This is a genomic window from Flavobacteriales bacterium (assembly GCA_016779995.1).
Classification (GTDB): domain Bacteria; phylum Bacteroidota; class Bacteroidia; order Flavobacteriales; family UBA7312; genus UBA8444.
On record JADHMO010000015.1, the window covers coordinates 16,219 to 30,088 of the forward strand.

Annotated in this window: 9 protein-coding genes and 2 tRNA genes; 7 read left to right on the top strand and 4 right to left on the bottom strand. The window is 37.0% G+C overall.

Annotation, left to right across the window (positions count from 1 at the left end; all coding sequences use genetic code 11):
• Positions 1–33: 33 nt before the first annotated feature.
• Together ISP71_07935 and ISP71_07940 are read left to right on the top strand one after the other, a co-directional pair.
• A tRNA-Arg gene (locus tag ISP71_07935) sits at positions 34–107 on the top strand.
• 35 nt (positions 108–142) lie between these two features.
• Positions 143–1,216, top strand: coding sequence for an acyltransferase (locus tag ISP71_07940; GenBank protein ID MBL6664016.1), 1,074 nt, complete (start codon positions 143–145; stop codon positions 1,214–1,216).
• A gap of 153 nt (positions 1,217–1,369) precedes the next feature.
• On the opposite strand, the gene ISP71_07945 is transcribed toward ISP71_07940, so the two are convergent.
• The 4 genes from ISP71_07945 to ISP71_07960 all read right to left on the bottom strand — a co-directional run bounded on the left by ISP71_07945 (position 1,370) and on the right by ISP71_07960 (position 7,944).
• Positions 1,370–2,191 carry a class I SAM-dependent methyltransferase gene (locus tag ISP71_07945; protein MBL6664017.1) on the bottom strand — a complete coding sequence of 274 codons (822 nt, stop codon included), beginning with the start codon at positions 2,189–2,191 and terminating at the stop codon, positions 1,370–1,372.
• A gap of 154 nt (positions 2,192–2,345) precedes the next feature.
• Entirely contained in the window at positions 2,346–4,208 is a 1,863-nt protein-coding gene (gene mnmG / locus ISP71_07950; protein MBL6664018.1) for a tRNA uridine-5-carboxymethylaminomethyl(34) synthesis enzyme MnmG, read from the bottom strand.
• A gap of 24 nt (positions 4,209–4,232) precedes the next feature.
• Entirely contained in the window at positions 4,233–4,652 is a 420-nt protein-coding gene (gene ybeY / locus ISP71_07955) for an rRNA maturation RNase YbeY (protein MBL6664019.1), read from the bottom strand.
• Complete coding sequence (locus ISP71_07960) at positions 4,642–7,944, bottom strand: hypothetical protein (protein MBL6664020.1); 3,303 nt, start codon at positions 7,942–7,944, stop codon at positions 4,642–4,644. Before ISP71_07960 ends, ybeY begins: the two co-directional genes overlap by 11 nt.
• Positions 7,945–8,031: 87 nt before the next feature.
• Here ISP71_07960 and ISP71_07965 point away from each other — a divergent pair, with 87 nt between their 5' ends.
• The 5 genes from ISP71_07965 to ISP71_07985 all read left to right on the top strand — a co-directional run.
• On the top strand, positions 8,032–9,546 hold the full coding sequence (locus ISP71_07965; GenBank protein MBL6664021.1) for a glutamate--tRNA ligase: 1,515 nt from the start codon (positions 8,032–8,034) through the stop codon (positions 9,544–9,546).
• 1 nt (position 9,547) lies between these two features.
• Positions 9,548–9,916, top strand: coding sequence for a dihydroneopterin aldolase (folB, locus tag ISP71_07970; GenBank protein ID MBL6664022.1), 369 nt, complete (start codon positions 9,548–9,550; stop codon positions 9,914–9,916).
• 26 nt (positions 9,917–9,942) lie between these two features.
• Positions 9,943–10,013, top strand: a tRNA-Cys gene (locus ISP71_07975).
• 118 nt (positions 10,014–10,131) lie between these two features.
• A complete protein-coding gene (locus ISP71_07980) occupies positions 10,132–13,692 on the top strand; it encodes a gliding motility-associated C-terminal domain-containing protein (protein ID MBL6664023.1) in 3,561 nt (1,186 codons plus the stop codon).
• An 11-nt stretch (positions 13,693–13,703) separates the two neighbouring features.
• The coding region (locus ISP71_07985) for a type IX secretion system membrane protein PorP/SprF (GenBank protein ID MBL6664024.1) at positions 13,704–13,870 on the top strand (167 nt) is incomplete at its 3' end.

Below are 13,870 nucleotides of genomic sequence, written 5' to 3' on the forward strand. Positions count from 1 at the left end.
ACAAAACTCAATTATATTTGTGATTATATTGTAGGCTCCGTAGTTCAATTGGATAGAATATCAGATTTCGGCTCTGACGGTTGGGGGTTCGAATCCCTCCGGAGTCACTATATAGAAGATTAATTAGACTCAAATTATTAAAATGAGAATTGACAAACTTGATGGTTTACGAGGTATCTGCAGTCTAATGGTTGTCTTTTATCATTACCCCCAATCTTTTTTGCCTGATTTTATTTTTAGCAATTTCTTTATCAGAGAATCTTGGAGTTTTGTGGATTTTTTCTTTGTGTTAAGTGGTTTTGTAATTTCTTATAACTACCCAACACTTTCAAACACTAATGATTTTTGGTTGTACATTAAAAAACGCTTCATAAGGCTATATCCATTATTGTTTTATACGACTATTGTTTTCTTGCTTTTTAAGGTGTTTTCTGACCACTTTTTCCCTGAGTTAGTTAGTAACCCCAAAAGCATTAAGCTTTATCTTTTAGACACCAGCAACACCCTTTTAATGTTAAATTCTACGCCTATTTTTGGTGAGATGTCTAGATATTTAGGAATGAACCATCCCTCTTGGAGCGTGTCTGCCGAATTCATTTCTTATGTTTTGTTTGGCATTTCATCTTTATTTTTCTTCAATAAAAGGAATCTTTTTTCTTGGGTTACAATATGTCTTTGTATTGTGGTTTATCTTGTTAAGGAACAGTTTGCCTTTTCCAATTATACTTGGTTTTTTCTTCGCGGGATAATAGGCTTTAATATAGGATGTGTTGTCTATTGGCTTTTTACTAAAAAGTTTTCTGTCAAAAACAATTTGGAACTTATTTTACCCTTATTAATTGTGCTTGTATCTTATTTATTCTACAACTATGAATTTAGTTTTAAAGGGGTCGTTAATTTGGTCTTTAGGCCATTGTTTTTCGGCTTTGTTATACTTGTTCTGCTTAAAAACAATCATTACTTCAGCAAGTTTTTAGAGTCAAAACCCTTAAGGTTTTTAGGCAAAATATCTTACTCTATTTATCTCAACCACATATTATTGCTTTTGATTTTACCTCGAATTTCTTTTAGGTTTTTCGGACTCCCTCAGTCGTTTTTTACTGAACTTTTGGTTTTTTCAATCACTATGCTTTTTGTCATCTTGTATTCGACACTTACTTTTACTTACATTGAGTCAGCCGTTGGGAAAGCACTTAAGAAGTGGTTTAGAGTTTAACAGAACTACGCTTTTTATGTCCAACCCATTGGTTTTTCATTTTAAAATCGTAACATACTGAAAATCAACAATTTACAAAACCTCTTTCTTTTGGCGTCTAAGCCACTTTTTTGAGAATTTGGTTGGACAGGTCTAGCGAAAAGCTTTTTTGTCTTAAACAGCCTTATTTTCGTTTTTTTCTAATATAAAGATTAAGCTTGAGTATTCTCCGTTACCAAGCATAGCTTTAACATTTGATTTTAAACCGGTCGAGAATCCTTTTACGTAATTGTATTTTCCAGATTTTATTTTTTCGCTTAGGAGCGATGTGTAAAAAGAATCAAACACCATGGGTTTGATTCTTTTTACTTCAAAACCATGTTTTTCGGCCAAGCTTTTAAGGCTAGATTTTTGGAAATGAGACAGGTGTCTTGGTACGTCATAACCTGCCCAGCATTCTTTGTATTTAACGGCATCATACGATTTAGAATTGGGTACGCCTATTATCAACACTCCATTGGTCTTCAATAGGGCGGATATATTTTTGAGGGATTCATTTAAATTAGGTATATGTTCTAACACATGCCACATCATAACAGTATCAACAGAATTCCTTTTTAGTTGCAGTTCTGTTGTGTCTTTTAATAGCTCTATTCCGTTTACTTCTTTAGCTATTTTACGGGCAGACTCATTTGGCTCAACGCCTATTACATTCCAACCTATTTCCTTGCATTTTGCAAGAAGCTTTCCTGTTCCGCTACCTATTTCTAACAATACGCCTTTTTTCTTTGGGAGTAGTTTTAATTTGTTTTTTATGTTTATTGTTCTTACCGCATGATAGCATTTGCTTATGAGTCCTTTTCTGGTGTCGCTGTGTGATATGTAGTCTTCAAATTGATAATACTCATCCAGCATTTCGTCTTTTGGTCTAGGGTTAGTAAAGATAAATTGACAGTCTTGGCATTCCACTAACAAAAAGCTTTCTTTACTTTTCATATAGTCAAGACACTTTAGATAAGATTTGGACTGGCTGCTTCCGCAGACAGGACAGGCTGTAAGTTTTTTCATTATAACAAAATGTTTCACGTGGAACAAATATGTTTCACGCTGGTTTTTACTGCTTTTAAGGTGTGGGGCGAGGGGCTTTAAATCATCGTCCCATAAATACTAATAATATGTTTATATCTGAAGGAGAAACACCACTTATTCTCGATGCTTGACCTATTGTTTCAGGTTTTATATTGTTCAGTTTTTCTCTTGACTCAGAAGAAATGGCATTCAGTTTGCTGTAGTCGAAAGACTCGGGTATTCTAATTCCTTCAAGTTTATTAAGCTTCATTACGGTTTCTTTTTCTCTTTCAATATATCCGTTGTACTTAATTTGTATTTCAGCTTGTTCTAAGCCTTCTTGACTTATGTTTTTAGTCTTTTCTTTAATAGTCTTTACTTTTAATAAGTCCTCAAACTTAATTTGAGGTCTGCTTAAAATTTTACCAACCTTATTTTTTTGTTTAATTGGGCTACTATTGTTGCTATCCAAGATTGGATTTATATCCTCTGGATTTACGCTCTCCGTTTCAAAATAAGTTAAGGCTTCTTTAGTGTTTTTTGTCTTTTCATCTAATTTAGCCATTCTAAGATCTTTTACCAAACCTATTTCTCTACCCTTTTGAGTTAGCCTAATATCGGCGTTATCTTGCCTTAACAATATTCTATACTCAGCTCTTGAGGTAAACATGCGATAAGGTTCGTCCGTGCCTTTAGTTACCAAGTCGTCGATTAGTACGCCTATATATGCTTCCGAACGGCTTAGAATAACAGGTTCTTCCCCCTTGACCTGTCGGTGTGCGTTTATACCAGCCATCAATCCTTGACAAGCCGCCTCCTCATATCCTGTTGTTCCGTTTATTTGTCCCGCAAAATATAAGCCTTCTACTAGTTTGGTTTCAAGGCTTCTTTTGAGTTGTGTTGGGGGGAAATAATCGTATTCTATTGCGTAGCCTGGTCTAAATATTTTGGCTTTTTCAAAACCTGGAATTAGGCGTATAGCTTGGTGTTGAACATCTTCAGGTAAAGAGGTGGAAAAACCATTAACATATACTTCTACGGTGTCCCAGCCTTCTGGCTCAACAAATATTTGATGTCTATTTCGTTCAGAAAAGCGTTCTATTTTATCTTCTATTGAGGGACAGTATCTTGGACCTAGCCCTTGTATTCTGCCGTTAAACATGGGTGATTTTTCAAAGCCAGTTCGTAAGACATCATGTACCTTTTCGTTGGTGTAGGTTATGTGACAGCTTCTTTGTGTTTGAAGCTGTGGTGTGTCTAGGAAAGAGAATTTTGATGGGTTGATATCCCCCGCTTGTTCCTCCATCTTACTGTAATCTAGTGAACGCCCATCTACTCTAGGCGGTGTTCCTGTTTTCATTCGACCACTTTCAAAGCCCAAAGCGTTCAAACAAGCCGTAAGTCCTGTGGCGGCTCTCTCCCCTGTTCTGCCACCACCAAATTGTTTTTCACCAATATGAATAGTTCCATTCAAGAAAGTTCCGTTCGTTAGGATTACCGAATTTGCTTTTATTTCGATTTCCATACCAGTTTTTACACCAACCACTTTGCCATTTTCAACGATAAGGTCGGTGACCATATCTTGCCAGAAATCAACATTTTCGATAGACTCTAAGGTTAAACGCCACTCCTCAGCAAAACGCATTCTATCGCTTTGGGCTCTAGGACTCCACATAGCCGGTCCTTTTGAACGGTTTAGCATTCTAAACTGAATCATGGTTTTATCTGTAATAATACCAGAATAACCCCCTAAGGCATCAATCTCTCTTACTATTTGCCCTTTAGCAACACCCCCCATAGCGGGATTGCACGACATTTGAGCTATGGTCTGCATATTCATAGTCACCAACAAAACTGAAGAGCCTAAATTGGCTGCTGCTGCTGCTGCTTCACAACCCGAGTGCCCTCCTCCAACTACTATGACGTCATAAGTCTTTGAAAACATTGTAATATTCTGTATATCAATATGTTAAATATTTTTAGAGAGGTAATAATTCTCTTTACTTCTCATTGTTTCGGCCTCTTCTTCGGCCTTATCTTTATAACCCATCAGATGAAGTACGCCGTGTATTATTACCCGTCTAAGTTCGGTATCAAACGGTACTGCAAAGGTAATAGCATTTTCTTTTACTCTTTCTATGCTGATAAAAATATCGGCAGATAGACGGTTTTCCTCCGTATAATCGAATGTAATAATGTCTGTGAAGGTATCGTGTTGCAAATACTTTTGGTTTTTCTTTAAAAGATATTGATCGTCACAGAAGATGTAATTGATTTCTCCTAGCTCTTTGTTTTCTGTACTAATAGCATCTTTAAGCCATTTTGTAATAGACTGCTCGTCTTTTAGCTGAAAATCACATTCACTATGATAGTAGATATTACTCTCCATTTTCTTTGAAATAGTCTTTTACTTTGTTTTTATAAAAAGGCGTAAATGAAGGTGGTATTGTACGTAAAAGCTCCTCCTGTTTTTCCTTTTCTTTTTGATAATCTTCGAAAGGATTGATTAGTCTTTTTGATAGGTTATCCATCCATTCAGTAGATTGTCTTTGCTTGTCTTTGTCTCGTTCTCGTTGCGCTTTCTCGGCATCGAGTAATCGGCTCATTATACTTTCTTGTCTGAGTAATGTTTCTCGTGTTATTTGGTCATTGATGATGTCGACTTCATTTTCCTCCATTTTTTTCATCATCTTGTCAATATTATCTTTTGCGTTTTTATCGCCACTCAATTCGTCTCTGATTTCACCCATTCTCTGACGTATCATTTCTTGTTGAGCAGCCAGTTGGGCTAAGCCTTTACTGGATTTACTTTTATTGCCCTTTTCCCCTTTTTTACCTTGCATCATGTTCTTCATTTGCTCTTGAATTTGCTGTTGCATTTTCTTCATTTCCTTCATTCCTTGCCCACCTGAATTATTGGGCTTGTTGCACATTTTATCACCGGGTTTAGGGTCCATATTTGCCAAATCTTTTTGCATTTGTTCTAATACTTCTGATAAGATAAGTGCTAGGTTGTTGGCAGCTGTCATCGCAAATTGTTGGCGTTCACTAGCTCTAGCAGAACTTCTTTCAGCCATTTCTATCAAAGCCTTTTCCATACTATTATTTATGGCGTTTATTTCGCTATTGACTACCGATTCTATTTGTGGTTGACGCTTACTCAAAGCAAATAGACTGTCTTCGATAATTTGAGCGTCAGCCTGTAGCTTATTTTGCAATTGTAGGTAGTCTAGATATAATGGGCTGTTGAGATTAATTGTTCCAATAGATTTTAATATATTTTCTTGATCTAAGGACAATCGAATTAAATTTTCTAGAATCTGCCTGAGGGTTTGCATGTCTTCAGCTATGGCGTCTGACTGAGCTTGTTGAAGAGCAGATTGTAAGGACTGACTCATTTCCTCCATTTTATCCGCTGCATTATTTTGATTTTTAGCGGCTTGTTTCTTCATGTTTTTTTGCAGTTGTTCAGCACTTTTCTGCATGTCTTCTTTTATTTTTTCTTCATCAGATTTAGTGTCTGGTATGTCTTGCTTATTTTCTAACTGTTCATTCAGTTCTTTGACCTTTTCTAAATCTTCTTGAAGAGCCTCAAATTCTTTGTTTAGTTCGTCCTGTTTTTCGGTTAAAGTTTCTTTGTCTTGATTTCCTTTATTACTTTCTTCGGCTAGATTCCTTTGCTTTTCAGCAAGTTGTTGCAATTCATCAATACTTTTTTCTAGTTTCTGTTCCAACTCCATTTGTTTGAATAGCTCCAAAGTTCTATCCAGTTCTTTTTCTATGTCTTCATCGCTTTGTTGCATATCCTCCAACATTTTCTGAAGTTCTTCCTTGTCTATGGTGTTCATCATTTCATTGAGCTCTTGCATCATTTCTTGTAGCTCTTCATTCATGATACTGTCAAAAAGTCGTTGAATTTCTTCTTGCTTACGCAGGAGTTCTTCATTGGGTTTTTGGTATACATTTTCAGCAAGTTGATTTTGTTTTTGCTGCTTTTGTATATCGTTAACTTTCTTTTTTAATGTCTCCTGCTTTTCTAATAGTTCTTTGGTTTTTTGTTTGTCCTCCCAGCTTAGTTCTTTGTCTTTAAGCAATTGCCTTTGTAGTTCTTCCAAGTCTTTTTGAATGTCCTCAGCTAGTTTTTTAGATTCTTCTAAATCATTTTTCAGTTGTGTGTTTTCTTCTTCAGCCATAGCTTCAAGTTCATCTACACTAGCTGCTTGAAAGTTAAAAAGGCTAGATTTTGTGGGTTTACTTCCGTTTATTCCATCGTTATCCCATACCTCAAAAAAGTATTCAAGACCGACACCATATTTTAGTCCTAAATTTTGAAAGTCCACCGCATAGCTAAAGCCTTGTTTGTTAGACGTGCTTGTCAGTTGCACTAATTCACTTACCCACTGTGAAGTATCGTCTAAAAATCGGTATTTAAACAAGAGCTCTTTTATACCGTAGTCGTCTTCTGCATACCCTTCAAAATAGTGCCACATGGTATTGATGCTGTCCAGCGTTTCATTAACTTGAATACTTGGATATGCGTCTGGGACAACATTAATTTCATAGAGGATACTATCGCCAAGCAAAAAGTTGTTTTGAGCAACTAGGGAATAGTTGGTGTTTTTTAAGAATACCCTATCGTATTCGAATTCATTTTTTCCTGTACGCATACACTCTATGCTTTCTTCAAAACGGATGTATACTTTTTCAGATTCTTTGGCAACAATGGACCACTTTATTTTAGTTCCTTGTGGAACCTGTAGGTTGCCGACATTCTTTAGGTTATCGGTTTTGCGATTGGTGTATTTGGGATAATTCAGTTTTACAGAAAAGTTGTTTACACTAGGTTTTGGAATAACTTCTAGGGTATAAATTTCTGACTTATAAGTATTGGCTTCAAACCCAAAAGTTTGTGATTTTTGTAGGTTTTTGAATAAGAACGAAAAATGTCCTGTACTATTTTGACGCATTTCGTAACGGTTTTCACCAATAATAATGGCACTTTTCTTTGGTATTTCTGCACCTGCAAAATGCATTTCTAGTAAAAAGTCATTACCCTTGATAGCCTCTAAGCTAGGGTTGTCAATTATGAATTCAAAGGGGGCTTGAGGAACAAAATCAGTGTTATACGAAAGTATTCGCGCTGAGCTATCCACCACCATTTTTTTATTTCCACTTAAAAATATTGCGCACAATATACCCACAGGGATAATAGCATATTTCAAATAGGAAGTGTTTGCTTTTAAGTCTATAGCCGAAGAAAATGGAATAGGTTTAAGTAATTTTATTTTTTGCTCAATACTCGCCTCAACAAGTGCGTTTTCTTGAGAAGATAATTCTTGTAGTTGTAAAAGGTTTGTTAGCTTATCCTCTATATCCTTAAAATGCTCACCGATAATCTTGGCAGCTTCATAATAGCTTAGGGACTTGCCTAATCTATACAGCCCTTTCAAGGGGATAGCTACCCATCGCCAAAATACAATAGCGTTCAGTATCGAAAAGCTCCAAAATAAAATTGTTCTGACAGTACTATTAAACTGACCAAAATATTCAACAGTAGAAAATAAGATAATAAACAATAGAAATACAGAAACAAAATATATGCCTCCTTTGAGCAGTAAATTCTTGTAATATTTACTGATGAATTTCTCCAACTTTTCAATTAGCACACTTCTCTCGTTCATATTGCAAAGTTATGATTTTTACTTCCACCAAGAAAGCCTCTCGATATTCAATAAAATGTATCTTTGCCTCCCAAATAAACTTATACAATGAATAAAATTCGAGTTCGTTTTGCTCCTAGTCCAACAGGACCTTTGCATATGGGTGGTGTCCGCACAGCCCTGTATAATTACTTGTTTGCCAAAAAACACGGAGGAGATTTTTTACTTCGCCTTGAGGATACCGATCAAACACGATTTGTGCCTGGTGCCGAACAGTATATTTTAGACGCATTAAGATGGTGCAAAATAGAAGTTGATGAAGGACTTGGAAAAGGTGGAGACTTAGGGCCTTATCGCCAGTCAGAACGAAAGCCTATGTATAGACAGTATGCCGATTTGCTCTTGCAAAAGGGATATGCTTACTATGCCTTTGACACTCCCGAAGAATTGGAAAAAATGCGTGAGCGCATGAAAAATGCTGGCGTACCTTCGCCACAATACAATGCGGTTGTAAGAGAAAGTATGCAAAACTCCTTAACCCTATCAGAAGATGAGGTGAAAGAGAGGATTGATCGTGGAGATAAGTACGTTATTCGTATTAAAATGCCACGAAACGAAGAAGTTAGAATACAAGACATCATAAGAGGGTGGGTTGTAGTCAATACCACTAACCTTGATGATAAGGTTATTTTTAAATCGGACGGGATGCCTACATACCACTTGGCGAATGTGGTAGACGATCATTTGATGCAAATAACACATGTTATAAGGGGAGAGGAGTGGTTGCCTTCAGCTCCATTACATGTTTTGCTTTATCGCTTTTTTGAATGGGACTGTCCTCAATTTGCTCATTTACCATTGATATTAAAACCTGACGGCAACGGTAAATTAAGTAAGCGTGATGGCGATAGACTTGGCTTTCCCGTTTTCCCAACTCAATGGACTAATCCTGAAACTTCGGAGCTTTCTTCGGGTTATCGTGAGCAGGGTTATTTCCCTGAAGCCTTTACAAATATGTTGGCTTTTCTAGGTTGGAACCCAGGGACTTCTCAAGAAATTTTTAGCATGGATGAATTAATACAAACCTTTTCTTTGGATAGGGTAGGTAAAGCGGGGGCTAAATTTGATTTTGATAAAACTAAATGGTTCAACCAACAATATTTGAGAGAAAAAGACGGAGCAACTTTAGCGTCACTATTAACGGAATCTGTCAATGAGGCTAAAGCAATAGATCCTAGCTATCTTGCTGAGGTTTGTGAACTGATGAAGGAACGTGCTACCTTTATTAATGATATCTGGGAGTCTAGTCAGTTTTTCTTTCAGCCACCATCAGATTACGATGAAAAAACAAGGCATAAAAAATGGAAAGACAATTCACCTGAGGTTTTAAATTCTATTATTGATTTATTTTCTTCCATGTCTGATTTTGGTGCAGAACAGATAGAAGCTCAATTTAAATCACACCTTGAAAATAATCAATGGGGTTTAGGTATGGTCTTGCCCATTTTTCGACTTTCCGTAACAGGTTTAGGTATGGGTCCTTCTATGTTTGCAATCTCTGCATTACTAGGAAAAGATGAGGTTATCCGTAGATTAAAAACCGCAATAGATACTCTATCATAAGATGGCATCGATTTCAGTATTGGGTATAAGGGTTTACGCTTATCACGGCTGTTTGCCAGAGGAGACCAAAATAGGATCAGATTACGAAGTTAATGTTGTACTTGAGTATGATATTAAACAATCTTCAGAAAGTGATGATTTACAACATACGGTAGATTATGTGTCTATAAACGCTATTGTAAAGGAGGAGATGTCTGTTGCCAGCAAACTGCTTGAGCATGTAGTGGCTCGTATTTTAGAAAAAATCATAAAAAAACACCCTAATATATCTTTAGTAGAAGTCAGTGTTGCTAAAAAAAACCCACCTATAAACGGAGATGTGAGAGAGGTTGTCGTAAAAGACAAACGAATAAAAGACACAGATTTTTAAAAAAATTATTAGATTTGCCATCTTTTGGTTTCGTGGCCGAGTGGCTAGGCAGTGGTCTGCAACACCATCTACAGCGGTTCGAATCCGCTCGAAACCTCTACAAAACCACAATTTATAAATTGTGGTTTTGTCGTTTTAAAAAGTAATTAAAACTAACAACATTGTTAATAATTCGCTAACTTTGTGTGCTTAGTTAACCGTACTGTAACCTTATTATGTTCAAACACACTCTGTTTTTTGTACTATTTCTCATCGGTATAGATGCCTTTTCTCAAGGCGCTACTAACTCTCAGTATGAAGTAATCTCAAGAGTATATTTCGGCAGTTTACCTTATGATGCAACGGATATCATGAACCCTCCTGTTGGCACAAATTTATTACCATGCACAGGCTATAGCGATTTTTCAGTAGGTAACACAAATAATGGTGACGGTAATTTAACAGGAGCAGAATATTTCACAGGAGTTTTGAGAAACGAAACCTACGACCTTGAGGTTGAGGGGGGCTTTTGTGGCACAACCCCTTCAATATTTAATGCTAATCGTGCAATAAAGGTTTACATTGATTATGATGCTAGTGGTACTTTTGAGACTACCGAGTTAGTATATACTTCTCCTTATTATGACGTTAATTTTCCTGTCATTAATACCTCCATAACCATACCAAATACCGCAGCATTAGGCTCTATTAAAATGCGAATTGTTTATAATAGAGTAGGAGCGTTTACCGCTTTGTGGCAAGTAAACGCCATAAATTGGTCTGTAAATAATTTTCAGTACGGTGAGGTAGAGGATTACACTCTAGTAGTGATAGGTTATGTTGATAGTATTCAATCCACAAATACCAGTTGTTATAATAGTTCTGATGGGCAAATCCAAATTTACCCTGACATCTCAGCTCCAGCAACTACAGAATATTCCATTAACGGTTTGGCGGGACCATGGTCCACAAACCTTATTTATACCAATCTAGCTGTTGGCAACTATGACGTTTGGGCAAGAGATGCTGCTTTAGCTCCTAACTTCGTCTATGAACAATTACAAACTTCGGTTGGTAGTTCAGACACTGTTTTTGTTAACCCTCAAATTTCATCTGATTACAATGGTTCTGATGTCAGTTGTGTAAATAGTGCTGACGGCGAAATTACTCTATCATCTATTGGTGGAGACGATGCTCTTTACACCTATCAGTATTCTAGCACAAGTAATCCAATCCTAACAGATGTCTTAGTGAACCCACTAACTGCTTTAGCAGCTGACACCTATACATTTGTTGCAACAGACGCTCAAGGGTGTACTTCATTGCCAGTAGATGTTGAAATTACTGAGCCCATAGAGTTAACTGTTGATGGAGTAAATGTTATCCAACAAGCTAGCTGTAATTCAACTTGTGATGCTATAATAGATATTCAAGCCTCAGGCGGGGCGTTGCCATACACCTTCAACGTTGATGGTTCTGATAATGGCAACAATAATGTTGTGGCAAATGTTTGTTCTGGAATGCCATTGGTAACAGTAACTGATGCTAACAATTGCCTTGTTCAATTCAATGCCACGGTGCCAAACCCTATTGATTTGAACCTGACCACTAGCATTACTTCTGACTACTCTGGTTTTGATGTTAGTTGTCAAAATGCAACAGACGGAACTATTCAACTTAGCACAACTGGAGGCACAGGCGGAGAATATTCATACAGTATTGACGGGGGATTAACTTATCCTTATTCATCCTCTGGAATACTAGACATTGGTAGTTTAGGTGAAGGGAATTATTCTATAATGGCTTTAGATAGTAATCTGTGTGAATCCTTACCTCAAGACTTGATTTTAAGTGCGCCGACTCCTCTTTCTTTTGATTTTATGACAACCCTATCTCAAATTTCATGTAACGGCTTTAGTGACGGGGAAATTAGTGTTCAGGCCATTGATGGGGTAGGTGGTTATGTGTATTCTATTGATGGCGGAATAACAACTCAGGCAGCGGGTGTATTCTCCAACCTTTCTGCAAATACCTATGAGTTTACTGTAATTGATGATAACAACTGTTCTTACAATCAATTTTATGATCTCAACCAACCACAACCAGTAAGCATTGTTTCAGCTTTAGTGTCTTCAGATTACAATGGCTCTCAACTTAGCTGTTTTGGGGCTTCCGATGCGGTATTAAACGTAAACGCGATAGGCGGTACACCACCATACAATTATAGTTTTGTTCCTGACCCAACGGTTTTTCCATTACCAGCCAACAATCTTATAACTAATTTGTCTGCTGGTCTACAAACTTTACAGCTTACTGATGATAACGGTTGCATATCTTCACCTCAGCCTTTTGAAGTAATTCAGCCCGATGAATTATTAATTTCTGATATTAACCTAGTTTCTAATGTAAGTTGTTTTGGCGGTTCTGACGGAGAAGCGATTATTACTGCTTCTGGAGGAACTGGAGCTTACAGCTATTTTGTTGATGCCTTATATAACTCAGCCAATCAAGCACCATATCTTGTAAATGGGCTATCACCCAACACATACAATGTGGTTGTTAGCGATGTCAATAATTGTACCTCACCCGCTGCTGTTCTGCCTATTACTCAACCCAATCAGCTTAATGCAAATTTATCCTTTATCAATTTAGGCTGCGATGGTGACTTTGGGTCAGCAACAGTAAATCCTACTGGAGGCACACCAAATTATAGCATAGCTTGGTCAACTGGAGCATCAACGAATTCAATTGAGCAACTTGTTACTGGTGCTTATTCTGTAACAATAACTGATGTGTTAGGCTGTCAGGAAACTATGGATTTTGTGATTACAGAACCAAACATTTCTCTGCTTGTTACTCCAATTCTTTGTAATGGCAACAACAATGGTATGATAGCAGCAACTCTTAACAGCCCTAATCCTTCATCAGTATATTCTGTTTTGTGGGACGATAGTAACGCTCAAACTACTAACACGGCTGTAGGTTTATCTGCCGGCGACTATTCTGTAACAATAACTGACCAATTTGGATGTGTGTTAACAGCATCGACTAGTATTATTGAGCCTGACTCATTAAATATTTTTGTTGAGCATACCCAATTGTGCTCTGATAACCCCATTGCTACGGCATTAGTATTTGCTTCAGGTGGGCTTACACCTTATGATTATTTATGGAGTACCAACGAAACTTCTGAGTTGATATACATACAAAATCCAGGAATGTACTCTATTCAAGTAACGGATTATAATAATTGCCAACAAGACGTAGCAATTGCTATTGACCCCATTAATCCTATTCAGTTGGACTTTGTTACCCAAGCGGTTTCTTGTGTTGACAATAATGATGGTAGTGTTGAGGTATTCCCAACAGGTGGATACGAACCTTATACTTATTCTTGGTCAAACTATACAGAAGAAGCATTAAATTCTGAGGTGCAATCAGGATTTTATGGAGTGACGGTTTCCGATAACAACGGTTGCGAATATTACCAAGAAATAGAAGTGCCTTCTAGCGACCAAAGCTGTATAACAGCGTATTCTGCTTTTTCTCCTAATGGAGACCAAAACAACGACTATTGGCACATAGATAACATTGAATTATATCCTGACGCTCTAGTAGAAGTCTTTAATCGCTGGGGAGACAGAGTTTATTCAACCAAAAAATATATAAATGCTTGGGAAGGAGCGTGGCAAGGAATGTATGAAAATAATCCGCTACCATCAGCTACCTATTATTATGTGATTACTTTAAATAATGATGAGGAGCCTATTGCAGGAACAGTAACCATTGTACGTTAAGATAAAAATTAATGAAAAAGAGTTTAATTGTAATATTAGTTTGTTTGGCAGCTTTGACAAAAGCCCAACAACTTCCTATGTACAGTCAATACCTTACCAATGATTTTATTCTTAACCCAGCTATTGCAGGTTCAAAGCCCTACTTCCCAATACAGATTAACTCACGCACCCAATGGTC

Excerpts from the sequence above, each read along its gene's own strand:
- ISP71_07940 (MBL6664016.1), top strand. The coding sequence starts at position 143 with ATGAGAATTGACAAACTTGATGGTTTACGAGGTATCTGCAGTCTAATG.
- ISP71_07945 (MBL6664017.1), bottom strand. The coding sequence starts at position 2,191 with ATGAAAAGTAAAGAAAGCTTTTTGTTAGTGGAATGCCAAGACTGTCAA.
- mnmG (MBL6664018.1), bottom strand. The coding sequence starts at position 4,208 with ATGTTTTCAAAGACTTATGACGTCATAGTAGTTGGAGGAGGGCACTCG.
- ybeY (MBL6664019.1), bottom strand. The coding sequence starts at position 4,652 with ATGGAGAGTAATATCTACTATCATAGTGAATGTGATTTTCAGCTAAAA.
- ISP71_07960 (MBL6664020.1), bottom strand. The coding sequence starts at position 7,944 with ATGAACGAGAGAAGTGTGCTAATTGAAAAGTTGGAGAAATTCATCAGT.
- ISP71_07965 (MBL6664021.1), top strand. The coding sequence starts at position 8,032 with ATGAATAAAATTCGAGTTCGTTTTGCTCCTAGTCCAACAGGACCTTTG.
- folB (MBL6664022.1), top strand. The coding sequence starts at position 9,548 with ATGGCATCGATTTCAGTATTGGGTATAAGGGTTTACGCTTATCACGGC.
- ISP71_07980 (MBL6664023.1), top strand. The coding sequence starts at position 10,132 with ATGTTCAAACACACTCTGTTTTTTGTACTATTTCTCATCGGTATAGAT.